Source organism: Longimycelium tulufanense, assembly GCF_014645795.1.
GTDB lineage: Bacteria > Actinomycetota > Actinomycetes > Mycobacteriales > Pseudonocardiaceae > Longimycelium > Longimycelium tulufanense.
On sequence record NZ_BMMK01000019.1, the window covers coordinates 100,921 to 121,951 of the forward strand.

Annotated in this window: 20 protein-coding genes and 1 tRNA gene; 8 read left to right on the forward strand and 13 right to left on the reverse strand. The window is 71.1% G+C overall.

Annotation, left to right across the window (positions count from 1 at the left end; all coding sequences use genetic code 11):
- Positions 1–86: 86 nt before the first annotated feature.
- Genes IEY55_RS19555 through IEY55_RS19565 form a run of 3 tightly spaced genes read right to left on the reverse strand, consistent with a single transcriptional unit; the run spans position 87 to position 2,047 of the window.
- Complete coding sequence (locus tag IEY55_RS19555) at positions 87–896, reverse strand: MBL fold metallo-hydrolase (RefSeq protein WP_229686550.1); 810 nt, start codon at positions 894–896, stop codon at positions 87–89.
- Positions 893–1,744, reverse strand: a complete 852-nt coding sequence (locus IEY55_RS19560) for an NUDIX hydrolase (protein WP_229686553.1) — start codon at positions 1,742–1,744, stop codon at positions 893–895. The genes IEY55_RS19555 and IEY55_RS19560 overlap by 4 nt, the downstream gene beginning before the upstream one ends.
- A 30-nt stretch (positions 1,745–1,774) precedes the next feature.
- Positions 1,775–2,047 (reverse strand): hypothetical protein, encoded by a 273-nt coding sequence (locus tag IEY55_RS19565; protein ID WP_189059925.1) that lies wholly within the window; start codon positions 2,045–2,047, stop codon positions 1,775–1,777.
- 87 nt (positions 2,048–2,134) lie between these two features.
- Here IEY55_RS19565 and IEY55_RS19570 point away from each other — a divergent pair, with 87 nt between their 5' ends.
- A complete protein-coding gene (locus IEY55_RS19570) occupies positions 2,135–3,019 on the forward strand; it encodes a Gfo/Idh/MocA family protein (RefSeq protein WP_189059927.1) in 885 nt (294 codons plus the stop codon).
- Between the two features lie 82 nt (positions 3,020–3,101).
- Positions 3,102–4,340 carry a tetratricopeptide repeat protein gene (locus IEY55_RS19575; protein ID WP_189059929.1) on the forward strand — a complete coding sequence of 413 codons (1,239 nt, stop codon included), beginning with the start codon at positions 3,102–3,104 and terminating at the stop codon, positions 4,338–4,340.
- Positions 4,341–4,589: 249 nt separating this feature from the next.
- Here the strand turns inward: IEY55_RS19575 and IEY55_RS19580 are convergent, their stop codons facing one another.
- Genes IEY55_RS19580 through sp36 form a run of 4 tightly spaced genes read right to left on the reverse strand, consistent with a single transcriptional unit; the run spans position 4,590 to position 6,912 of the window.
- Entirely contained in the window at positions 4,590–5,606 is a 1,017-nt protein-coding gene (locus IEY55_RS19580; protein WP_189059931.1) for a hypothetical protein, read from the reverse strand.
- A gap of 54 nt (positions 5,607–5,660) precedes the next feature.
- Positions 5,661–6,275 carry a hypothetical protein gene (locus IEY55_RS19585; RefSeq protein WP_189059933.1) on the reverse strand — a complete coding sequence of 205 codons (615 nt, stop codon included), beginning with the start codon at positions 6,273–6,275 and terminating at the stop codon, positions 5,661–5,663.
- Positions 6,276–6,292: 17 nt separating this feature from the next.
- Positions 6,293–6,751 carry a RidA family protein gene (locus IEY55_RS19590; protein ID WP_189059934.1) on the reverse strand — a complete coding sequence of 153 codons (459 nt, stop codon included), beginning with the start codon at positions 6,749–6,751 and terminating at the stop codon, positions 6,293–6,295.
- Positions 6,752–6,753: 2 nt separating this feature from the next.
- Positions 6,754–6,912, reverse strand: a complete 159-nt coding sequence (gene sp36, locus IEY55_RS19595) for a Sp36 family protein (RefSeq protein ID WP_189059936.1) — start codon at positions 6,910–6,912, stop codon at positions 6,754–6,756.
- 107 nt (positions 6,913–7,019) lie between these two features.
- On the opposite strand from sp36, the gene IEY55_RS19600 reads away from it, so the two are divergent.
- The 3 genes from IEY55_RS19600 (at position 7,020) to bagB (ending at position 9,658) form a co-directional block, all read left to right on the forward strand.
- Complete coding sequence (locus IEY55_RS19600; protein WP_189059938.1) at positions 7,020–7,271, forward strand: hypothetical protein; 252 nt, start codon at positions 7,020–7,022, stop codon at positions 7,269–7,271.
- Between the two features lie 249 nt (positions 7,272–7,520).
- Entirely contained in the window at positions 7,521–8,525 is a 1,005-nt protein-coding gene (bagA, locus tag IEY55_RS19605; RefSeq protein ID WP_189059940.1) for an ATPase BagA, read from the forward strand.
- On the forward strand, positions 8,522–9,658 hold the full coding sequence (bagB, locus tag IEY55_RS19610) for an ATPase BagB (protein WP_189059942.1): 1,137 nt from the start codon (positions 8,522–8,524) through the stop codon (positions 9,656–9,658). The genes bagA and bagB overlap by 4 nt, the downstream gene beginning before the upstream one ends.
- A gap of 653 nt (positions 9,659–10,311) precedes the next feature.
- On the opposite strand, the gene IEY55_RS19615 is transcribed toward bagB, so the two are convergent.
- The gene (locus tag IEY55_RS19615; RefSeq protein ID WP_189059944.1) at positions 10,312–10,620 is read right to left on the reverse strand and encodes a WhiB family transcriptional regulator; all 309 of its coding nucleotides are present in this window, start codon (positions 10,618–10,620) and stop codon (positions 10,312–10,314) included.
- A 219-nt stretch (positions 10,621–10,839) separates the two neighbouring features.
- Here IEY55_RS19615 and IEY55_RS19620 point away from each other — a divergent pair, with 219 nt between their 5' ends.
- The gene (locus tag IEY55_RS19620) at positions 10,840–13,317 is read left to right on the forward strand and encodes a penicillin-binding protein (protein ID WP_189059946.1); all 2,478 of its coding nucleotides are present in this window, start codon (positions 10,840–10,842) and stop codon (positions 13,315–13,317) included.
- A gap of 452 nt (positions 13,318–13,769) precedes the next feature.
- Here the strand turns inward: IEY55_RS19620 and IEY55_RS19625 are convergent, their stop codons facing one another.
- Entirely contained in the window at positions 13,770–14,240 is a 471-nt protein-coding gene (locus tag IEY55_RS19625; protein WP_189059948.1) for a GatB/YqeY domain-containing protein, read from the reverse strand.
- A 153-nt stretch (positions 14,241–14,393) separates the two neighbouring features.
- On the opposite strand from IEY55_RS19625, the gene IEY55_RS19630 reads away from it, so the two are divergent.
- The gene (locus tag IEY55_RS19630; protein WP_189059966.1) at positions 14,394–15,323 is read left to right on the forward strand and encodes a metallophosphoesterase; all 930 of its coding nucleotides are present in this window, start codon (positions 14,394–14,396) and stop codon (positions 15,321–15,323) included.
- Positions 15,324–15,339: 16 nt separating this feature from the next.
- A tRNA-Pro gene (locus IEY55_RS19635) sits at positions 15,340–15,413 on the forward strand.
- 15 nt (positions 15,414–15,428) lie between these two features.
- On the opposite strand, the gene IEY55_RS19640 is transcribed toward IEY55_RS19635, so the two are convergent.
- The 4 genes from IEY55_RS19640 to IEY55_RS19655 all read right to left on the reverse strand — a co-directional run bounded on the left by IEY55_RS19640 (position 15,429) and on the right by IEY55_RS19655 (position 20,905).
- The gene (locus tag IEY55_RS19640; RefSeq protein WP_189059950.1) at positions 15,429–17,039 is read right to left on the reverse strand and encodes a tyrosine-type recombinase/integrase; all 1,611 of its coding nucleotides are present in this window, start codon (positions 17,037–17,039) and stop codon (positions 15,429–15,431) included.
- A 794-nt stretch (positions 17,040–17,833) separates the two neighbouring features.
- Positions 17,834–19,483, reverse strand: a complete 1,650-nt coding sequence (locus IEY55_RS19645; protein WP_229686551.1) for a hypothetical protein — start codon at positions 19,481–19,483, stop codon at positions 17,834–17,836.
- Complete coding sequence (locus tag IEY55_RS19650) at positions 19,480–20,463, reverse strand: bifunctional DNA primase/polymerase (RefSeq protein WP_229686552.1); 984 nt, start codon at positions 20,461–20,463, stop codon at positions 19,480–19,482. Before IEY55_RS19650 ends, IEY55_RS19645 begins: the two co-directional genes overlap by 4 nt.
- A gap of 97 nt (positions 20,464–20,560) precedes the next feature.
- Positions 20,561–20,905: a hypothetical protein gene (locus IEY55_RS19655; RefSeq protein WP_189059953.1), complete on the reverse strand. Its 345-nt coding sequence runs from the start codon at positions 20,903–20,905 to the stop codon at positions 20,561–20,563.
- Between the last annotated feature and the right edge of the window lie 126 nt (positions 20,906–21,031).

Genomic DNA, 21,031 nt, shown 5'->3' on the forward strand with positions numbered 1-21,031 from the left:
CTCCCCGCCATGAAGGCGCGGAACCGCGGGTCAGGGACGCAACCCATCCCAGCACGACGGCCGGGTAGCACCGAGGCGACGCCTGGTTATCCGTGCTCGCGGAGGTAGTCGAGCTGCGCTCGAACCGACCACTCCGCGGCCGGCCAGAGCGACTGGTGCACGTCGGCGTAAACGATCTCGACGACCTGGCGGGCGGTCGCGTCGGGGCCGAGCTGTGCGAGCGCGGCACGCACCTGCTCGAGACGTTGCTCGCGGTGCGCGAGGTAGGCGCGCGCGGCCTGTCCGGCGTCGGGCAGCTCGGGTCCGTGGCCCGGCAGCACCACCGTGCCGGGCGCGAGGTCGGACAGGCGGCGTAGGGACTCCAGGTAGTCGGCGAGGCGCCCGTCCGGGTGTGCGACAACGGTGGTTCCCCGGCCCAGCACGGTGTCCCCGGTGAGGACGGAGCCGTCGTCCTCCAGCAGGAAGCACAGCGAGTCACTGGTGTGGCCGGGCGTGCCCAGCACGCGAATGGTCAGGCCGGCGACCTCGACCACGTCACCGTCGGCCAGCCCCTCCGAGCCGAGCCGGAACACCGGATCCAGGGCACGTACGGGCGCGCCGACCATCTCGGCGAAGCGTCGCGCGCCCGCGGAGTGGTCCGCATGGCCGTGGGTGAGCAGCACGAGCGACACCGGGCCGTGCGCGGCGACCTGGCGCAGGTGCTGCTCGTCGTCCGGCCCCGGGTCCACCACGACCGAGGCTTCGCTGTCACCACCGCCCAGCAGCCAGGTGTTGGTGCCGTCGAGGGTCATCGGCGACGGGTTCGACGCGAGCACCACCGCCGCGTTCCTGGTGACCTGACGGAGTTCGCCGTACGCGGGATGTTGGGCGCGGACTCCCTCGACGAAACCACTCACCTGTGCTCCAGCCGGTCCTCGGGGCGGGCGTCCAGGTGCCCGGCCGCCTCCTGGTACTCCGGGTCCCCGGGCAGGACGACCCGAAGCACGCCGTCCCGGCGCACCACGCGCGGGACGATCTTGGCGATCCGGCGCTCGACGGTGAGTGCCCGCGCCAGCGAGCCGCATTCGGCCAGCTCGGCCAAGGTCATCCAGGTCGGTGGCAGCAGTGCCCGCCGCCCGGCCTGCCAGTCGGCCAGCGCGTCGGCCGGTCGCTGCCAGGCCGAGTCCTCGGCCTCGCTGGTGGCGCCGTCCGCGTGTTGGCCGGTGGGGACGGCGGCCAGGAAGAACCGGGCGTCGTAGCGGCGCTGCTCCTCCGGCGGGGTCACCCAGTTCGCCCACGGCCGCAGCAGGTCGGCACGCAGCACCAGGCCCGCGCCGGCCAGGAACTCGGCCAGCGAGGCTTCCCGGGCGACCAGGGCCCTGCGTGCCCCGGCGTAGGGGGTGGTGTCGGCGACCACGGAGTCGGCGTCGGGGCCGGCGAGCAGCACGCCGGCCTCCTCGAAGGTCTCCCGGACGGCGGCGCAGACCAGGGCGCGGGCCAGCTCCGGCCCGCAGCCGAACCGCTCGGCCCACCACGTCGGCTCCGGTCCCGTCCAGGCCACGGCGGTGTCGGCGTCCCGGCGGTCCACGCCGCCGCCGGGAAAGGCGCTCATGCCGCCGGCGAAGGCCATGCCGAGCACGCGGCGGAGGAGGAACACCTCGATGCCGTGGGCACCGTCCCTGGCCAGAACGACGGTCGCGGCGTCCTTGGGCGTCGCGGACGCGGCCGACGGCTCGTCCGGGACGAACCCGGGCGGCAGCGTCAGGTCCTCCGGCAGTTCGGGCACGCCCCGACCCTAGAGGGGGGTCCGCGCGGTTGACGAGAGGCGAGTGGGGCCGAGCACGACGCGCGGCGGCCGGTCAGCGGAAAAGAGCACCTCGGAGATCAACACGGATTGCCCCGCGAGCACCACGGGCTGCCCGCGTACCAGCACGGCGTGGCGGGCCCCGGGCCCATCTTCCTGCCAGTAACACAGCCGGACCCGGTCCCCGGCGACGGCGGTTACCGCATACCGAACGCGCCGTGGGTCGGCCACCACGCCGCCGAGCGGGACTGTCACCCCTGTCACCACACATCCCCCCTCTGGTGAATCGCGTGCGGCTGGGACGGCGCGGCGGCGGCCGCGGTTCCAGCGTGTTCGGTGCACGATGGGGCGGTGGACGAGCAGCTCCGGGTTGGACTCGTGGGAGCAGGGCCGTGGGCACAACGGGTACACGCTCCCGGTATCGCCGATCACCCAGGAACGCGGCTGACCGCGGTGTGGTCCCGGCAACGGGCGAGCGCGGAGAAGCTGGCCGGGCCGCACGGAGCGGAGACCGTCGACAACCCGGCCGAGCTGCTGGCCACTGTGGACGCCGTGGCGTTCGCGGTCCCGCCCGCGGTGCAGGCCGAGCTCGCGCTCGCCGCGATCCGCGCGGACAAGCACGTGATCCTGGAGAAGCCACTCGGGTCCACTGTGGAGGACGCGGAGCGGTTGGCGGGCTCGGTGACCGAGCGCAACGTCGTCGCGTTGCTGATGCTGACCCGCCGGTTCGCGCCGGAAACCCGGGCCTGGCTTGCCGAGCTGGATCGACTCGGCGGCTGGGCGGGTGGCTCCGCCCGCTGGCTCTCCGGTGCGCTGTTGGGAGTAATCGATGACAACGGTTGGCGGCACGGCGAGGGTGCCCTTGCGGACATCGGTCCGCACGCCATCGACCTCATCGACGCCGCGTTGGGCGACGTGTCGGAAGTCCTTGCGGCACATCGTTCCCGCCACGACCTGTGGTCCCTCATGTTCGGGCACCAGAACGGCGCGAGCAGCACGGTGACGATGTCGCTCCATCTTCCGGTGCGACCGACCATCGTCGAGTTCGCCGTGTACGGTGTGCACGGTTTCCGCGCGCTGTCAGGGCGAGCCACCCCGGCGGAAGAGTGCTACACGAACCTGCTCGACGACCTCGTCGCCATGGTGCAGACGGGAACCCGCGAGCACCCCTGCGATGTGCGCCGGGGTCTTCACCTGCAACGGATTCTGGCGGACGCGCGCCGGCGGGCCGGTTAGCGCATCCGAGTTACCCCGGCTAACACGAGCGCATCTCATTCGATCAACTGGTTACCGAACGCACGCGCGGCGGGGGACACCAGTGACCGGACTGCAGACGGAGCTCTACGCTTACACCATCGATCCAGAGACGTTGCAGGAGAAACTGCGCCGCCCGGAACGATTGGCCGCCTGGTTGGACCAGGCACTGCGGACAACGGAGCCCGGCAACCCGGCGGAAGCCCGCATGCACCACACACAGATCGGTGTCGCCGCGCGGCTGCTGCGCCGGTTGGACGTTGCCGAGGAGCACCTGCGGGCCGCGTTACGGTTGGCCGAACGGTATGGGCCGACGCCGTCGGAGGTGCTGGCCCGCGCGCGGTTCGCCCAGGCACTGCAGGGCCAGGGGCGTTTCGGGGAGGCGTTGCGGGAGTTCGAGCGTTGCCTGGAGGAGGGCCGGCTGCTCCCGGAGCTCGGTAACCACTACATCTTCGTGTTCCACCAGGCTGGTAGGGCGTACTACGAGTCCGGGAAGTGGGACCGGGCAAGGGAGTTGCTCGCTACCGCGCTGCGCCTGCAGCTGGAGTCCGAACCGGACGAGGAGGCCGTGGAGTCGGCACGGGTGGCGTTAGACGCCTCGGATGCCTGCGCGACCGCGGCAGACGTGGGACGCGAGCTGTACCGACTGGTTCCTGAGGTGCACGACCATGCCGCCGAACGGCTCAACGAATTGTTCGACCGAAATGGCTTACAGGCGCATGGAGACTTCCTTCTTCCGCTGCGCACGTTGCTGCTTGCTGGGCCGGTACACACCGATCTTGCGCGAGCAGTGCACCGGGAATACGACGGGGACGTCGATGCGGCGCTCGCGCAGCTGGCGGCCCATGACTGGCTGCAGTTACGGGGCAACCACCTCGTGGCCTCCGAGCGGACACGTGAGGTGCTGACAGCGTTGCTCGACATCATCGACGACACCGCACGCGGGCTGTGGGGTCAACCGGTCGAGTTGCTCGAGTCGCTGGACGAGGTGGTCTGCCGCGGAACGGGCACGTCGTCGGGGCGGGTCTACGACCCCTGGGTGGCGGCCGCCCCGAACTCCGGCATTGCCGGGCGGTTTTTCGACAGGTTGTGTGCACTCCAGGCGCACCGCGCGGACGCCCGGGCGACGGCACGACTCGGTGAGGGCGTCACCATCGACCAGATGCGGGCACTCCCGCTGGGCGACCCGGTGCGGATTCGCGCGGCCGCAGCGACGGACCGCATCGCGGCGCGCCTCTTCCGACCACTGGACGTGGAGGTTCGGGTACGGCTGACGGATGCCCTCCACGCGCTCCCGGCCTGAGCACGCGCTCACAGCCGAGGCGGCCAGGTGCCCGAGCCGGTCGAGTTCGAGGTTGCTGTTGTGGCGAGTACGCGGAGGGGGTCGACCCCTCGCGGCCACCTCGGAGGTGGGGCCGACTGCATTCCGCGAGGCAACAGCCGCGCGGGGAAGCACTCGTGGTTCGAGGTCGGCTTCGGCTCCGCTTCCCTGCGGACGCCGGTATGTCAGCGAGCGTGACTTCCGTCCGGGAGCGGCAGCGGACAGGGCCCGTCAGGGCGTGGGCGGGATGCTCGAGGAACCCAGGGGCGGGTATCCGTTGGGCGCCCCCAGCTCGGGGCCGCCCGCCGGTCTCCCCTCGCCTTCGCCCTCGTCCATCTCGCCGGAAAGCTGCCAGCCGGAGGTCTCCGGGCGGTCATCGCGCTCGCGCTGCTCGAGTTCCTCGTGCAGCCGCTGCAACAGTCCGCGCTCCCGCTCGGTGAGCCTGGAGTCCACCGCGGCCGGCAACCGCGCCGGCTGCTCCCGACGCGGCTCGTCAGTCCGCACCGAGAGCACCTCGGGTTCCGGGAGGTCGTCCACCGCCGGTGGTTCCGAGCTCCGCGGGTTGTCCTCGTAGTCCCCGTAGCCCTGCCGGCGCGGGTTGTGCCGCTCCGCGCCAGCGGGTTCCGGCCCCGTGTCGGCGGGAGCCCGGCCGTCCAGCACCACCGGCATCGATGCCTCCAGGGCCCTCCGGTGGTATTCGGGCAGTTCCTCCCCCGCCCGGTATACCTCGACCGCAGCGCGGGATCCGGCCTGTCGCACCGCGTTCGTCATCTGGTAGGCGGTGGCCGCGGCGAACCCGTCGTGTTCGATCTCCACCAGCAGCACGCGTTGCGGGACCCTGCCCGGTGTTGCGCCGGCCGGCGTGGTCCGCCACGTGGTCCGTACCGAGCGCACCCCGCCCACGCGGGCGGCGGCCGACCGGAGGGCGGAGCGAACGTCCTCATCACCGTCGTTCCGGCTGGAGAACCGGTGCGGGTCGGTCGGGGATTCGTCCAACACGGCAAGCCGTTCCACCAGCGTCGGCTCCGACGCGGTCACGTCCAGCAGCCTTCGGAGCTGGTACTGCTCTCCCGAGGTCACCGGAATCCGGCCGGCCAGCAGGCAGCCCACGAGCAGTTCGACCGCGCGGTCCGGCTCGGCCACGGCGACCAGCTCGCGCGCCGACGCGAGCGCGTCGTCGTCCACCCGCCCGGCGAAGCCGAGCAGCAGGTGGTGCAGCCGGTCCGGTAGCGCGTGCGTCTCCGCCACGGATGCCTCCTTCCCGCCCGCGCCACCCGCGGGCCGCGGTCCAACCAAGATCAGTTATGCTGGGACCACGTCCGCCCCGGTGCTCACCAGCTCCGACGTGCGCAACGCCGCGCGGTGGTAGGCGGGCGGGTCGAGGTCCGTCGGCAACACCTCGACCACCGGCTCGTGCTCGCCGAGCGCGCGCAACATGCGTTGCAGCTCCCCGGTGAGCCCGGGCAGGTCGCCGGTGGCGGTGACCAGCACGACGCGGACCACGTCGCCGTGCGGGCTCCGGCGCCAGCAGCATCGCACCTCGCGTACGCCGGGGCGGCCGCGTAACGCGGCACCGAGCACGACGAGTGTCGGGTCCGCGCCACCCCGGTCCGGTGGGTCGGAGGTGAACTCGTAGCCCACGTCGGGGCGCTCGGGGCGCACCGAGAGGGCGGCCAGGGCCGCGGGGTCCGCGCCCAGCGGGCTCAAGGCGTTCCGGAGCAGCCGGTGCTCCCGTTCGGAGCAGCCGATCCGGTCGTGCAGCAGGGTCCGGGGCAGGGCGCGCGCCAGCACGTCGAGCGCCCCACCAGCCAGCCAGTCCCGGTACCGCCACAGCAGGTCGTCCGGCAGCCGGCCGGCCAGCCGGAGCAGCAGCTCGTGGCAGTCCCGCTCCGCACCGGGCGTGGTCGTCGATCCCATGCCGAACCCCACCCGGCTCAGCCGACCTCGACCACGAGCTCGACCTCGACCGGGGCACCCAGCGGCAGCTCGGCGACGCCGACCGCGGAGCGGGCGTGCCGGCCCGCCTCGCCGAACACCTCGCCGAACAGCTCGGAGGCGCCGTTGATCACGGCGGGCTGGCCGGTGAACCCGTCGGCGGAGGCCACGAAGCCGACCACCTTGACCACCCGGACCAACGCGTCCAGGCCGACGAGCGCGTCCACGGCGGCCAGCGCGTTCAACGCGCACAGCCCGGCCAGACCCTTGGCCTCCTCGGGCCCGACCTCGCCGCCGACCTTTCCGGTCACCGGTAGGGCACCGTTGACGAACGGCAGCTGTCCGGAGGTGAACACGAGCGAGCCGCTGCGCATGGCCGGCACGTAGGCCGCGACCGGTGCCGCGACCGGTGGTAGCTCGATGCCCAGCTCGGACAGGCGCTGCTTCCAGGCGCCCACGCTCACTCCCCCTTCGGCCGCTTCAGGTAGGCCACGTGCTGTTCCCCGCTGGGGTTGGGCAGGACGGTGACGAGCTCCCAGCCGTCCGCGCCCCACTGGTCGAGAATCTGCTTGGTGGCGTGGATCAGCAGCGGGACGGTGGCGTACTCCCACTTGGTCATGGCGCGGAGCGTAGCCAACACGCCGGCCGTTCGGGTGGACGAGCCCACCCGGTCGCGGCCGGATCGCCGGCTCCCGACCCCCGAACACCGGGTTTACCGTCGTGGTCGTGGAGACCTGGCGGATCGTCGCGGCCAGCCTGATGGCGGTGGGCGGCTTCATCCTCGCCCTGGTCGCCATGGCCCAGACCAGGGACCGGCGGGGCCGCGACCAGCTGGATGTGCTGCGCACCGGCGCCATCGCGCTCGGCATCCTCGCCGTGATCACGCTGCTGGTGGCCACGGTGCTGCCATCGACGGTGAGCTGGGGGCTGGTCGCCGCCTCATGGATCATGGTCGGGGTGGTCACCCTCGCCGACTAGCGCGGTGACCACTTACCGTCGCCGGGTTGACAGCACCCAATCGCCCCGGCGACAGCACTCGCGCCGACCCGTAATCCTTCCTGGACATCGCCCTAGCCGTACCGATCCGTTGGGTTGGAATGCGATTGGCGGGTGGTCTGCGACGAGCTGTTGGTTTCCCGGGTGGTTGGGGATATCGGTTGGCCACCGGGTGATCGACCCCACGCCGCGAACCGCGCCCGGCGGCGGCATGCCGCCTACGCTGGGCACGTGACCACCCCGTCCCCCGGCTGGACCGACGAGCTGGCCCGAGCCCGGCTGCACGTGGTCACCGGGAAGGGCGGGACCGGCAAGACCACGGCCGGTGCCGCACTCGCGTTGGCGCTCGCCCACGGCGGCCGGCGGGTGCTGTTGATCGAGGTCGAGGGCAGACAGGGCATCGCCCAGCTCTTCGGGTTGCCGCCGTTGCCCTACTCCGAGGAGCACGTGACCAACGTGCCGGGTGGCGGCGAGCTGCGCGCGCTCGCGGTGGACGCGGAGGCGGCCCTGCTCGAGTACCTGTCGATGTTCTACAGCCTCGGTTTCGCGGGCCGGACACTGCGCCGGATGGGTGCGATCGAGTTCGCGACCACCCTCGCCCCCGGCCTGCGCGACGTTCTGCTGACCGGAAAGGTCAAGGAGTGCGTCACCCGCACGGATGCGCGCGGCAGGCATGCGTATGACGCGGTGGTGCTCGACGCCCCACCGACCGGTCGTGTGGTCAAGTTCCTCGACGTCACCAAGGCAATGGCGGACCTGGCCAAGGTCGGACCGATCCGCGAACAGAGCGACGGCGTGGTGCGACTGCTGCACTCCGGGGACACCGCCGTGCACCTGGTCGCGTTGCTCGAGGAGCTTCCGGTACGGGAAACGCTGGAAGCCGTCGAGGACCTGGATTCCGCCGAGCTACGGCCGGGAGCTGTGCTGGTCAACCGGGTGCGGCCGGTGCGGCTGCCGGTTGCGGTCGCCGATGGTGCGGCCACCGGCCGCGTGGAGACCGACGAGCTGATGGCGGGGCTGCGGGCGGCCGGGCTCACCCCGTCGCCGGCGGTAGTCGAGGGCCTGGTCGACGAAACCGTGGAGCACGCGATCCGGGTGCGTTCCGAACGGCAGGCCATGGACCAACTTGCCGGTGCGGACCTTCCGGTGCTGGAGTTGCCCGACCGCGCCGACGGCATCGGCCCCGGTGCCCTGCACGAACTGGCCGAGCTGCTGATCGAGCAGGGGGTTCGGTGAGCACGCCCAGGGTCCGGCCACCAGGGCTGGACATCGACGAGCTGCTGGACGACGGGGATACCCGTGTGGTGGTGTGTTGCGGCTCGGGCGGGGTCGGCAAGACCACCACCGCGGCGGCGCTGGCGCTGCGCGCGGCCGAGCGCGGACGGCGCACCGTGGTGCTCACCATCGACCCGGCCCGCCGGCTGGCCCAGTCGCTGGGCCTGCGCCAGCTGGGCAACCATCCGCGGCGGGTGGCGTTGGACGACGCCCCCGGCGAGCTGCACGCGATGATGCTCGACATGCGCCGCACCTTCGACGAGATGGTGCTGGCGCACGCCGGACCGGAGCGGGCGCAGCAGATCCTGACCAACCCCTTCTACCAGACGATCTCCACGTCGTTCTCCGGAACGCAGGAGTACATGGCGATGGAGAAGCTGGCCCAGCTAGCCACCGAGGGCGGCTGGGACCTGATCGTCGTCGACACTCCGCCGAGCCGGTCGGCGCTGGACTTCCTGGATGCGCCGCAGCGGCTTTCCACCGTGCTGGACGGCAAGATCATCCGACTGCTCTCGGCACCGGCCCGGGCCGGCGGGCGAGGTATCGCGCGGTTGGTCAGCACCGGGTTCGGTCTGTTCGCCAAGGCGGTGTCGACGATCGTCGGCGGGCAGCTGCTGGCCGACGCTTCCGCGTTCGTGCAGGCATTCGACAGCGTGTTCGGTGGTTTCCGCGAGCGTGCCAGGGCCACCTACCGGCTGCTGCGCTCGCCCGGCACCGCGTTCGTGGTGGTGGCCGCGCCCGAGCCGGACGCGCTGCGGGAGGCGGCCTACTTCGTGGATCGGCTTGCCACCGAACAGATGCCGCTGGCCGGGCTGGTACTCAACCGGACCCACCCGGTACTGGCCGGGCTGAGCGGGGCCGGTGCGCAGGCGGCCGCCGACACCCTCACCGAACGGGGCGACGCCGCGCTGGCCGAGGCGGTACTGCGGCTGCACGCCGACCGGGTGGCGGTGGCGGAACGGGAGAAGCGCCTGCTCGCCGGGTTCACCACCGCCCACCCCGAGGTCCCGCTGATCGGCGTACCGGCGCTGCCCACCGACGTGCACGACATCGCCGGGTTGAGGGAAATCGGTCACCGGTTGGCGGGAACCTGACGCAGCGCGCCCCGGTTCGGGGTTTGCCACGGCACACGCTCCGACAGCGGGTTCGCGGTGCCGCATCGGGCGCTCTCACCAGGAACAATACGATTGCCGGGGAAACTCGGCCACCCAACGCAGTTGCTCGGGCGAGGGTCGTACCGACAACTCCCAAGATCACCCATTAGAGTGATCTACTCGGGCGTGTCCCCATCGACGCGCTCCCCTTGCCCGGTACGCGGAGCAGTTCGCGTCACGTGACCTCCGGAACCGGCGCGAAGCCGTCATTGCGTCGTATGCCACCAATGAGCCCGAAGTCGCACGTGGCGAGCGGTTTCCGCCCCAGTTGCCGAGTAGTGTGCCCGCCTGTCAATGTGCGGTTCCGGAACCGGCCACACCTCCAGCGTCCCGGAGGTGTGGATGGCTCCGGCGCCGTGCTGGTCAAGCAAGATCCCAGCGGAGCTCGACAGCGATCGCGTCAACTTTCTCGGCGCAGCAGCAGTGCGGCGCGGGAAACGGCCCGGCCTGCCGGGCGGAGCGCGGGCATGCCGAAGCCAGACACCGCGGGCTCACGCTCCAGCCACCGGAGCGGGTGGCGCGGAACTCGTCCGTCCGCGGCGGTCCCGGGTGCGGTGCCCGTCAAACACCTGGCCGACACCGGCCGGTGCTGATCAGCCAACCTTCGCCTCGGTCGCCTCGGTGTCTCCGTGCTCCCGCCGCGCGGCCGCGAGCAGGTCGTGCCACGACTCCACCTCGGGCCGACGGCGGAGCAGGGCGCGGCGCTCACGCTCCGTCATCCCACCCCAGACGCCGAACTCGATCCGGCTGTCCAGCGCCTCGGCCAGGCACTCGGTGCGCACCGGACAGCCGAGGCAGATCACCTTGGCCTTGCGCTGCTCGGCTCCGCGGACGAACAACGTGTCCGGATCCTCGTCCCGACAGGCAGCCCGGATCCGCCAATCCCCCTGGTCGAACACCATGTCCCCCAGCTCCTACCGTCGTCGCGACGAACCCGGCACCCCCCGGCACCGGGCCAGCGGCACACTTTCGGGGAGCGGCCGCCGTGCGTGGTCGTGAAGACGTTGACGGACTGTAGAGCTTTTCGGTTCCACGTCCAACACCGGGTTGCACAGCCGTTACCGGACGTCACCGTTTCCGGGCAAGATGTGATGTCACTTACACAGGTGACAGTTACCCTGATGCCCGTGCGAGCACGGGACGGCCTGCTCCAGCTCCTCGGTCTTTGCCTGCTGGCCGGCGTCCTCGTCGCGGGAATCCTGTTCCCGGTCGTGGGCGCGGCCGGTGTTGTCTCGAACCGTGCCAGCGAGACGGTCAACAACATCTCCGCCGACCTAATCACCCAGGACCCGCCGCTGGTCACCACGATCACCGACGTCAACGGCAAGCCCATCGCCTACGTCTACGACCAGTACCGGGTGCTCACCCCGCCGGACAAGATCGCCGACACGATGAAGGCGGCGATCATCGCGGTGGAGGACCGGCGGTTCTACGAGCACGAGGGAGTCGACTGGCGGGGCACGGTCCGCGCGGGGCTGACCAACCAGCTCTACGGCGAGATCACCCAGGGCGGATCGTCGTTGACCCAGCAGTACGTCAAGAACTACCTGCTCCACGTGGTGGCCCAGACGGCGACGGAGCGGATCCGCGCCGTCGAGCAGACCCCGGCCCGCAAGCTGCGGGAGATCCGGATCGCGCTGCAACTGGAGAAGCGGCTCACCAAGGACCAGATCCTGGCCGGCTACCTGAACGTCGTGCCGTTCGGCCACCAGACCTACGGGATCGCGGCCGCGGCGCGCACCTACTTCGACACCACGCCGGACAAGCTGACGATCGCGCAGGCCGCGATGCTCGCCGGCATGGTCAACCAGCCGGGCCTGCTCGACCCCGTGCTCAACCCCGAGCTGGTACTCCAGCGCCGGAACTCGGTCATCGACAAGATGGTCGACTACGGCAGCATCACCCGGGAGATGGGCGAAAGCGCCAAGCAGGAACCGCTGGGCATCTCCGAACCGTTGACCGGGCTGGACAACGGCTGCATCGGCGCCGGCCCCTCGGACGGGTTCTTCTGCTCCTACGTGCTGGACTACCTGGAGCGGTCCGGGTTCTCCCTGGACACCATCAAGCGCGGCGGCTACACCATCCGCACCTCGCTGGACCCGGAGATCACGCGCCTGGCCAAGGAAGCCACGGAGAAGCACGTTCCCAAGCGCACCTTCGGGATCGCCAACGTGATGGCCGTGGTGCAGCCGGGGAAGGACCGGCACCGGGTGCGGGCGCTGGTCGCCAATCGTGACTACGGCCTGGACGCCCGGGCCGGGCAGACCCAGTACGACCTGCCCAGCGACATCATCAAGTTCGGTGCGGGCTCGATCTACAAGGTGTTCACCGCGGCGGCCGCCCTCGAGAGGGGCATGGGGATCCGCAACCGCATCGACGTCCCCGGCGCCTACACCTCCCGCGTCTACACCAACGGCACCAACCCCTACACGGTGGTGAACGCCGGCAGGTACCCCGGCAGTCTGACCCTGCAGGACGCGCTGGCCCAGTCGCCGAACACGGCGTTCATCAAGCTGCTGGAACGGGTCGGGCTGGACAACGCCGTGGACATGGCCGTGCGGCTGGGAATGCGGGACAGCCTGCAGCGCATCAACAGGTACGGCGATCCGCTGTCGCCGGACGGATCGAACGGTCCGTCACAGGCGGAGTTCATCAAGCGGCACAAGATCGGCCCGTTCACCCTCGGTTTCGGCCCGACGAGCGCGCTGGAGCTGGCCAACGTCAGCGCGACGCTGATGAGCGGTGGCGTGTGGTGCCCACCGTCACCGATCGAGGAGGTGCGGGACCGCAGCGGCCGGCCGATCTCGATCACCGAGGCGCCCTGCGAGCAGGCGGTCGCCGAGCCGCTGGCGAACTCGCTGGTCGTGGGGCTGAGCAAGGACGACAAGCCGAGCGGCACCGCCTACGTGGCCGCGAAGTCGGTGAAGTGGGACCGGCCGATGATGGGCAAGACCGGCACCACCGAGAGCCACCAGTCCGCCGGCTTCATCGGCTCGACCCCGCACTACGCGGGGGCGGTGCTGACCTTCAGCGACGGAGTTAAGCCGCAGGGCATCTGCGTGGGTAACCCGCCGCGGTTGTGCGGTGGTGGCGGCAACATCTACGGCGGTACGGTCCCGGCGCACACCTGGTTCGACGCGATGAGCCGGGTGCACGAGAGCCTTCCGGTGGTCGGGCTGCCGGGGGCGGACCCGCGGTACGAGCACGGCGGGCCGGAGATCCGCGTGCCCGATGTCGTGGGCAAGCCGGAGAACGAGGCCCGCCAGATCCTCGAAGAGGCCGGCTACCAGGTCCAGCGCCGGGTGATCAACAGCTCGTACGCCAAGGGCGTGGTGGCCAGCCAGAGCCCGCGGGGCGTGGCGTTGCCCGGCGAGATGATCACAATCTCGGTGAGCACCGGGTACGTGCCGGCGCCGAAGCCCTCACCAACCGCGGCGCCACCGTCGGAGTCCCCGGGTGAATCGCCTCGTGGGGAGCCCGGCGAGTCACCGTCGCCGGGTGAGCGGGAGTCGCCCGGCGTGGGCGGTCGCACACCCGTCCCGGGTGACGGGATTCCGGAGCAGCCCAACACAAGTCCGCCCGAGGAAGCGGGTGGGTAACGCGGAACGCGGGCGGTCGTGCGTCGATCTGGCAGCGCACTTTCCCTTGTGGGGACAGGATGTTGGTGTCCTGTCGGTGATGTTGATGGTGACGTTGATGTCGCCGTGCACGGTCTGTGCTGGGCGACCGCTGCGCATACGGACCTTCACGTCGTCTCTTGGCTGGTGAGCGAGAACGAGCGTGGCTGCTTTCTCCGCGCCGTCACGGTGCCGTCACGGTGCCAGTCGGGCACGGATCATTCGGGCTTCGGCCTGGAGCCGGGCAGGGAGCTTGCGGTCTCAGAGCGTTTCAGGGAAAGCCTGAAGGCTGGCCCGAACTGATCGTGTGGCCTCGGCCGTAAGCGGTCCGCGCCACTGCTCGGGCCACGACAACGGGGTTGGCCTTCGAACCTCGCTTTCCAACACGTTCGCGCCGGCGCGCTCCACTGCCCGGCGATGGCGCTCCCGGCAGCTCAGCCCTGCAGCAGGGCACGCACCGCGGCCGCGACCCGGGACCCCTCGGCCCCGCCGGCGACCTTCGCGTTCGCCACCCTCATGACCTGGCCCATCTGCCGCGGGCCGGGTCGCTCACCCAGCTGCGCGGCCACCTCGTCCACCGCCTGGCGGGCCAGCTCGGTCAGCTGCGCGTCGTCGAGCTGCGCCGGCAGGTAGCGGTCCAGGATTTCGCCCTCGGCACGCTCCTTGTCGGCCAGCTCCTGCCGGCCGGCGCCGGCGAACGCCTCGGCGGCCTCCCGCCGCTTCTTGGCCTCCCGGCGCAGCACCTTCACGACCTCGTCGTCGGACAGTTCCCGGGCCTGCTTGCCCGCGACCTCCTCCGTGGTGACCGCGGCCAGCGCCATGCGCAGGGTGTCCACGACCGTCTGGTCCCGGCCCTTGATCGCCTCGGCCAGGTCGGCCTGCAGTCGTGCCTTCAACTCCGCCATGTCCACAGACGCTATCGGCTCCCACCGCGCCAGCCGGCGGATTTTCGCCGGCACACGCCGTGCCGGGATGACTCGACCGCCCGGACGAGCCGGCGGGCGGCAGTCCGTAGGCTCGGGCTCGTGAACACCCTCGGTCGGATCCTCCTCGGCACGATGGCGCTGGGCGCCGGCACGGTGGCGTACGCGGCCGGCTACGAGCGGCGCCGGTGGACCCTGCGCACCGCGACCCTGCCGGTGCTCGCCCCGGAAGCGCGGCCGATGCGCGTGTTGCACATCTCCGACCTGCACATGACCCCGGGGCAGGAGTCCAAGCAGCGCTGGGTGGCCGGGCTGGCCGAGCTGGCGCCCGACCTGGTCGTCAACACCGGCGACAACCTGGCGCACCCGCGGGCCGTGCCCGCGGTCCTGCGCGCGTTGGGGCCGCTGCTCGACGTCCCGGGGGTCTTCGTCTGGGGCAGCAACGACTACTACGCGCCCAGGTTCAAAAACCCGGCCCGCTACCTGCTGCCGGCGGCCAAGACCAGGCGGGTCCACGGCACGGAACTGCCCTGGCAGGACCTGCGTGCCGCCATGACCGAGCGGGGCTGGCTCGACCTGACGCACGTACGCCGGCGGCTGACCGTGGCCGGGCAGACCGTGATCGCGGCCGGCGTGGACGACCCGCACCTGCGGCGGGACCGGTACGACCAGATCGCCGGGCAGCCCGACCCGACCGCGGCGCTGCGGCTGGGGGTCACCCACTCCCCGGAACCGAGGGTGCTGGACGCCTTCGCCTCCGACGGCTACGACCTGGTCATGGCCGGCCACACCCACGGTGGGCAGCTGCGGTTGCCGGGGTACGGCGCGATCGTCACCAACTGCGATCTGGACCGGTCGCGGGCGCGCGGCGCCTCGCGGTGGGGGGCGCGCACGTGGCTGCACGTGTCGGCAGGGCTGGGCACCTCGCCGTTCGCGCCGGTGCGGTTCGCCTGCCCGCCCGAGGCGAGCCTGCTGACCCTGGTTCCCCGCAAGGGCAACGCTGGTCAGGACGGTGTGACCGAGTCAACCGGGGCCCGGTTCGGTGCCTCGGCCGACGCCCTGTAAGCTATCGATCGTCCAACGGGGTGTGGCGCAGCTTGGGAGCGCGCTTCGTTCGGGTCGAAGAGGTCGTGGGTTCAAATCCCGCCACCCCGACAGAGGACATGCAGGTCAGGGGCCGTCCGCCGTGAGGTGGGCGGCCCCTGACTTGTCCTGGGGCCCCGCGGTGGGAGAAAATTGGGAGACGATCTTGGGAACGCCTCCCTTCCTTCTCGCCCTCACCTGCAGCAGCTCGTCCAGCGCGGCCACTGGTGACCTCGGCGACATGGCGAGCCGGGCGTCCAACGCCGCGTCCCAGCACCGCGTCAGGTCCTCGACAAGTCGAGCCCGCATGTCCGCAGTGACGTGCGTGTATCGCCGCTGCACTGACCCGTCCGTGTGCCCCATGCGCTCATCGGCCAGCACCGGCGGCGTGCCTAACTCCTCCATCAGCGTCCGGTGGGAGTGACGCAGCCCGTGCGGGGTCAAGCCTGACGCGATCGGCACCCAGCACGCCTCAGCACGCCCGTGGGCGCCTCGGCCGCGGGCCGGGACCCCGGGCCACGGTTCGGCCAGCACCGGCACCGGACGGGCCGGCTGGGGTGCCTTCTTCGGGTACCACCCGGTGGCCGCCGGCTGGAACAACCACGTGGCGAACCCCGTGCGCCGCCAGTGCGCCGCCGGTTGCGACGCCGCGCCACCGCGGACGTACCCGAGATCAGCAATCGCCTTCTCCACCCGGGCCCTGGTGTCCTCGGCGACGCCGACCGTGCCGTTGAGCACGTTGGACACGGTGCCGGTGGACACCTTCGCCCGGCGGGCGACGTCGACCAGCTTCGCGCCGGGCCGCGTCGCGTCGCCGTTGGAGGCACTCAACCCGTGGAACATGTACGTCCGGCCGTGGCACCCGCACGGTGTCGGCGCGGTCCGGGCGAGGTGGTCGGTCACGAGCTTGGACAGCCACGTCGGGGTATCGATCGTCCGGTAGGAATCGTCCTTCGGCGGACAGCGATGCAACTCGCCGGTGTCCAGCTCGTAGAGCTGCCACTCAACCCGGAGGGAGCCCAGGCGGGCGTACTCGGTCTCCAAGCCCACGATTTCGCCCCACCGCATTCCGGTGAAGCCCATCAGCACCAGAGCTACGAACTCATCATCGCGGCCGGACAGCAGCGCGGCCCGTTCGGCGATCAGCAGCACACCTAGCGGATCGGTGACCACCTTCTCCGGGGCCCGGTTGCGAGAACGGCCGGCCCGCTTACCCCGGCCGCGTCGCTTGGTGGCCGGGTTCGTGCCGATCAGCCCTTCCTCGACCGCGTCTGCCAGCACCAGGTGCAGCGTCCCGCGCCACGTCTTAATGCTGGACTCGCTGTAGCCGCGCTCCCGTTCCTTGCGTGCCCAGGCGTCCACGTCCGGGCCGAGGATCTCGGACAGCGCTCGCCCCTCGAACTCGGGCAGCAGGTGCTCCTCCAGATGCCGGCGGTAGTTCTGCATCGTGGACGCCGCCAGGTCCTGCGCCGCGTACCAGCGCGACGCGTAGGCACCGAACGTGATCTGACCGGCCGAGGGATCACGCCAGGTGCCCGCTCGGACCTTTGCCTCTTCGTCGTTCGCCGCCTTCTCCGCCTCGCGCTTGGTGCGGAACTTGGCGGTGGCGCCGGACGGATCGCGTACGGTGCCATACCGGCCGGGCGCGATCTTGTACCGGGCGCGGAAGTAGTTGCCGCGCTTCTCCGCGTAGCCCATGGATCAGGTGTCCCCTCTGACTGGCCGACTTCCTGCACGTTTCGGGATCTCATGCCGTACGGCTCCCCTCATCCGGTGGAGGAGCGGATCGGGCTCTGCGCGGAGGGCGCGCCCGAAGTTGAACCACCGATGTCCTCGGAGCCTGCTGACGGCACCGACGACCGATCGCGTTGCCCTGTTGCTGGGGGAACTCGGGCCGCCGCTCCAAGATCCGCAAGATTTCGCCGAACTGTTCACTGGTGAAGCGGATCGCACCAGCGGCCCGCGTGTGCGGAAAGCGGTCACGCCGGCACTGTTCGCGCACCCACCAGCCAGACCGGCCAAGCCGCTTCCCCACCTCTTCCGGGCTGTACAGAATCGGCAGGCCATTGAACTGATCACGCGACACGGCGTCCCCCTTCCTTCGCCTCCTGCTCCAGCGAGAAACCCACCTCGGGCGCTAGGTGAGGCATGGGTGTCGAGTGGCTGCCCCCTCCTTTTGCAGCGGGTTGGTGAGTGGCTGCAAAAGGTGGGGGGATGGGCGGGTTGATCATGTTCCTTTCCCTCCTGCGGTTACTGTGTGTGACGGTCGGGGTGGGTGGGTTGTCCTGGGCTGTGTAGACGGGGCGGGGAAGGTCTTCCGGAAACCCCGCAAACCCCGCAATCGGGTGTTGACCTGGGGTTGTGGTTGCGGGGTTTGGGTGGTCGGCGGGTTGTCGAAACCCCGCAAACCCCGCAGGGTTGCGGGGTTTGCGGGGTTTGTTGGATCACGACGCGACGAAATACCGCAGAGTGTTGATCTTTATTTGTCCTGGTCAGGTGGGGTGCTGCGGGGTTTGCGGGGTTTCTTTCTGGGGGGTGGGCTGGTCGCCCTGTCGTTGGGGCCAGTAGCGGCGGATCTTGTCGTGCGGGTCGTTCACGCTGCGTAGCACGATGTCGCCGCGCCATCGGTCGAGTTGGCCGGTGAGCTTGCGGCCCAACGATTTGGCGGACAGCAGCTTCCCGCCGCCGGTGGTGGGGAAGGTGCCCGCCCACGGGTCGACCCCGGTGCCGAACTCGGGTTCGGCGGTGACGCGGAGCTCGTTGGCGGTCAGCGGCTTGTGGCCGTGCAGGTGATGCCAGCGGGTGAGGAACGCGCGCCACTCCGCGGCGTCGTCGTCGAGGTCCCGGGTGGTCTCGGCATTGTCGAGGAACCCGGGTATCCCGTGGTGGGCGAGGAATCCACCGAGGTGGTGTGCCCAGCGGGTGAACTGGCGCATGTTCGGCACCGCAGTGGTGGTGGGTGCCCCGTGGGCGGTCCAGTCCAGGATCAGCACCAGCAGGTGGCGTAGCACGGTGGCCTGGTTCGCGGGGTCGAGGATCCAGGTGTCCAGGTGCGGGATGGAAAACCCGGTGCGGGCCTCGGGCCGGGGACAGTCCGGATCGAGGCGCACCCACACGGTGCGGGAAGCCATGTCCCCGCCGGTGCGCAGGTTGTTGCCGGTGGCCAGCCACAGCCGGTCGTTGGGGTAGGTGGCCGCGGCGTTGGTGCCCAGCCGGCGGTCGGTCCAGGTGCGTTCGGTGACCAGCCTCGCCAGCACGGCGGAGTCGATAACCGCGCCTTCGGTGAGGTTGTCGAAGACGACGACCCCGACCTGGTCGGCCAGCACGGTGGTGATGGCCTTGCGCAACTCCTCGTCGGAGTCCGGCCACGTGAGCACCCGTTGCCCGACCAGCAGCCCGACACAGCCGGCGAGGATGGTCTTACCCGATCCCGGCATGGATGCCTCGATCATCCCGAACGGCGACAGGGACCGCGTGTAGGGCCGGATGATCGGGGTGACCAACAACGCGAGGTAGTTGGCCCGGTCCGCGGGGGTGCGCCAGGGGAAGTCCCGCAGGAACTTCTCCAACAGGAACGTGCGGGCCTCGGTCACCTGGTCGCGGCTGGGGTGGTCGGGCACCGGATCGAGGTGGGTCTTGGTGGCCAGGTAGAACCCGGTGGCTGGGTCGTAGCCGGGTGCTTGGAGCAGCGTGCCGTCCGGGCGCAGCACCGGGGTGGAGATGATCCGGCGTAGCACCGGCAGGCCGGGCCAGGAGCGGCGGGCCAGCACCGCGGCCAGGACCGGGCCCGGTGGACAGACCTCCACCTCCAGGGGCTGGCCGTTCTTGTCCACCTCCGGGCGGCGCACGTCGGCGTGTTCGGCCAGCAGCGCCGCCAACAACGGTGGGCGCAGGGGGGAGGCCGCCAACGGGAGAGGAACGTCGTCATCCCCGGCGGTGACCTCCCCGGCCCCGGACACGGGCTCGACCACCACCGGGGTGCCGTCGGTGACGTAGGTGTCCGGGATGATCCGGGCGTCCACCGCGGCGGTGAGCGCGCGGATCGCATCAGGGTTGGTGCTGACCCGGATCCGCCGCCGACCGTCCCTGCCGACCGGGAACAACGGCGGACGCGGGGGGTGGTTGCTGGTCGGCTCGGTCATGCGGTCCTCCTCCCCTGGGGGTTGATGCGGCGGGGGTTGCGGGCGCCGACGGTCAGGCCCCACGCGATGGCGGCGCGCACGCCGCGTTCGGTGCAGCCGCACGGGCCGGTGATGTGGACCTGGGCGGCCTCCATCAACTCGCGTAGGGCGGTGTCGTGGTCGAGCTGCCCGGCGCCGATGAGCTGCCCCACGGCCAGCCCGGCGATCCACTGGGCCCGGTTGTGCTGCCCCGAGGGGGCCGTGGAGATCCGTTCCTGCTCGCCGGTGAGGGCGGCGTTCACGTAGGCGTTGACCTTGGCAGGAGCGATCTCACGCGGCGCTGAGACGGCCGGAGACGGCCGAACGGTGAGCCGGTGGACCAGCCAGGTGGGCACCTCGACCGGCGCGCGGTCGTTGATCACCGCATAGGCCCGGTCCCGGGTGGTCGAGCCGGGGGCCACCACGTAGCCGCCCCAGCCGCGGGTGTCGATCAGCCCGGCCAGCGTGCCCCGGGTGCTGCCCAAACGCTGCCCGGCGGGTTGCCGGAAGTACAGGTGCGTGCCCCCCGAGGGGGTGCGCACGGTGAAGGTGTCCGGCACGCTCTCGCCGGCCTCGGTGGCGAGCCGGGCCAGCATCTGCGCCCCGTGGGTCGCCCCCCACCTTGTGCAGTCCTCCGGCAACGCCTTGCCCGGCTTGAGGATGTCGAGGTCGACCACGAGCAGCCCGGCCGGGCCGGTGGGCAGGCCGATGTTGTGGTCGGGGTGCGCCCTCCAATGCCGGCCGATCACCGCCGGGTCGGTGGTGTTGCGCTGTTCCCAGCCGCGGTGCCCAGCCCGACACGGCCCGGTGCCCGGGCAGCGGTCGGCGTGGTGCAGGGGCGGGGCGGGCTTCTTGGCGCCGGGCCGGATCGGGAAGACCGGCCAGCCCCGGGCGGCACAGGCCAACGCGGCGTCGCGGAGCGCCTCAATCCGTTCGCGGGGTGTGGGTGATGAGAGGGTCACGGTGCTCGTCCTTTCCGCTCGTGTCGGGGTGGGTGGGCGCCCGGGGCCAGCCCAGGCTGTAGGAGGCATGGGGCTGGCCCCGGGCTCTGGGTGGGGGTTAGAACGGTGCTCCGTCGAGCTCGTCTAGGCGGTCGGCCCAGGCGAGCGCCACGGCGGCGACCTGGATCAGTTCGGGGCGCAGCGCGTCGGGGTCGGTGGCGTGGGGGCCGAGCTGGCGGGCGACGTCGCCGACTTCCTCGGCCAGCATCGACAACCGCGCGAAGTCGCCGGTGATCGGCGAGTCGGGAGCGTCATCACCGTCGTCGTCCTCGTGGCGGCGTTGGCGTTCGGCTGCCACAGCGGCCAGCACTTCCGGGCGGGCCGCCGCGGGGCGGGGGTCGTCGAGCAGTTCCCGCAGCGCGGCGCGAAGCTGGTCACGATCAATGGGCAGGGCACGGGACATCGGTCAGTCCTCCGGTCCGCAGGTGTGGTCGTGGATGACGCGCCGCATCTCGGTGCGGTCGTGGTCGCTGGCGACGTTGTAGGCAAGCCAGGTGCGGTAGCCGCAGGGCTCATGCGTGAGGTGGTG

Bases quoted from the DNA above. Each gene is read 5' to 3' on its own strand.
- IEY55_RS19585 (WP_189059933.1), bottom strand. From the start codon at position 6,275: ATGGGATCGACGACCACGCCCGGTGCGGAGCGGGACTGCCACGAGCTG.
- sp36 (WP_189059936.1), bottom strand. From the start codon at position 6,912: ATGACCAAGTGGGAGTACGCCACCGTCCCGCTGCTGATCCACGCCACC.
- IEY55_RS19615 (WP_189059944.1), bottom strand. From the start codon at position 10,620: ATGGTGTTCGACCAGGGGGATTGGCGGATCCGGGCTGCCTGTCGGGAC.
- IEY55_RS19620 (WP_189059946.1), top strand. From the start codon at position 10,840: ATGCCCGTGCGAGCACGGGACGGCCTGCTCCAGCTCCTCGGTCTTTGC.
- IEY55_RS19625 (WP_189059948.1), bottom strand. From the start codon at position 14,240: ATGGCGGAGTTGAAGGCACGACTGCAGGCCGACCTGGCCGAGGCGATC.
- IEY55_RS19630 (WP_189059966.1), top strand. From the start codon at position 14,394: ATGGCGCTGGGCGCCGGCACGGTGGCGTACGCGGCCGGCTACGAGCGG.
- IEY55_RS19640 (WP_189059950.1), bottom strand. From the start codon at position 17,039: ATGGGCTACGCGGAGAAGCGCGGCAACTACTTCCGCGCCCGGTACAAG.
- IEY55_RS19645 (WP_229686551.1), bottom strand. From the start codon at position 19,483: ATGACCGAGCCGACCAGCAACCACCCCCCGCGTCCGCCGTTGTTCCCG.
- IEY55_RS19655 (WP_189059953.1), bottom strand. From the start codon at position 20,905: ATGTCCCGTGCCCTGCCCATTGATCGTGACCAGCTTCGCGCCGCGCTG.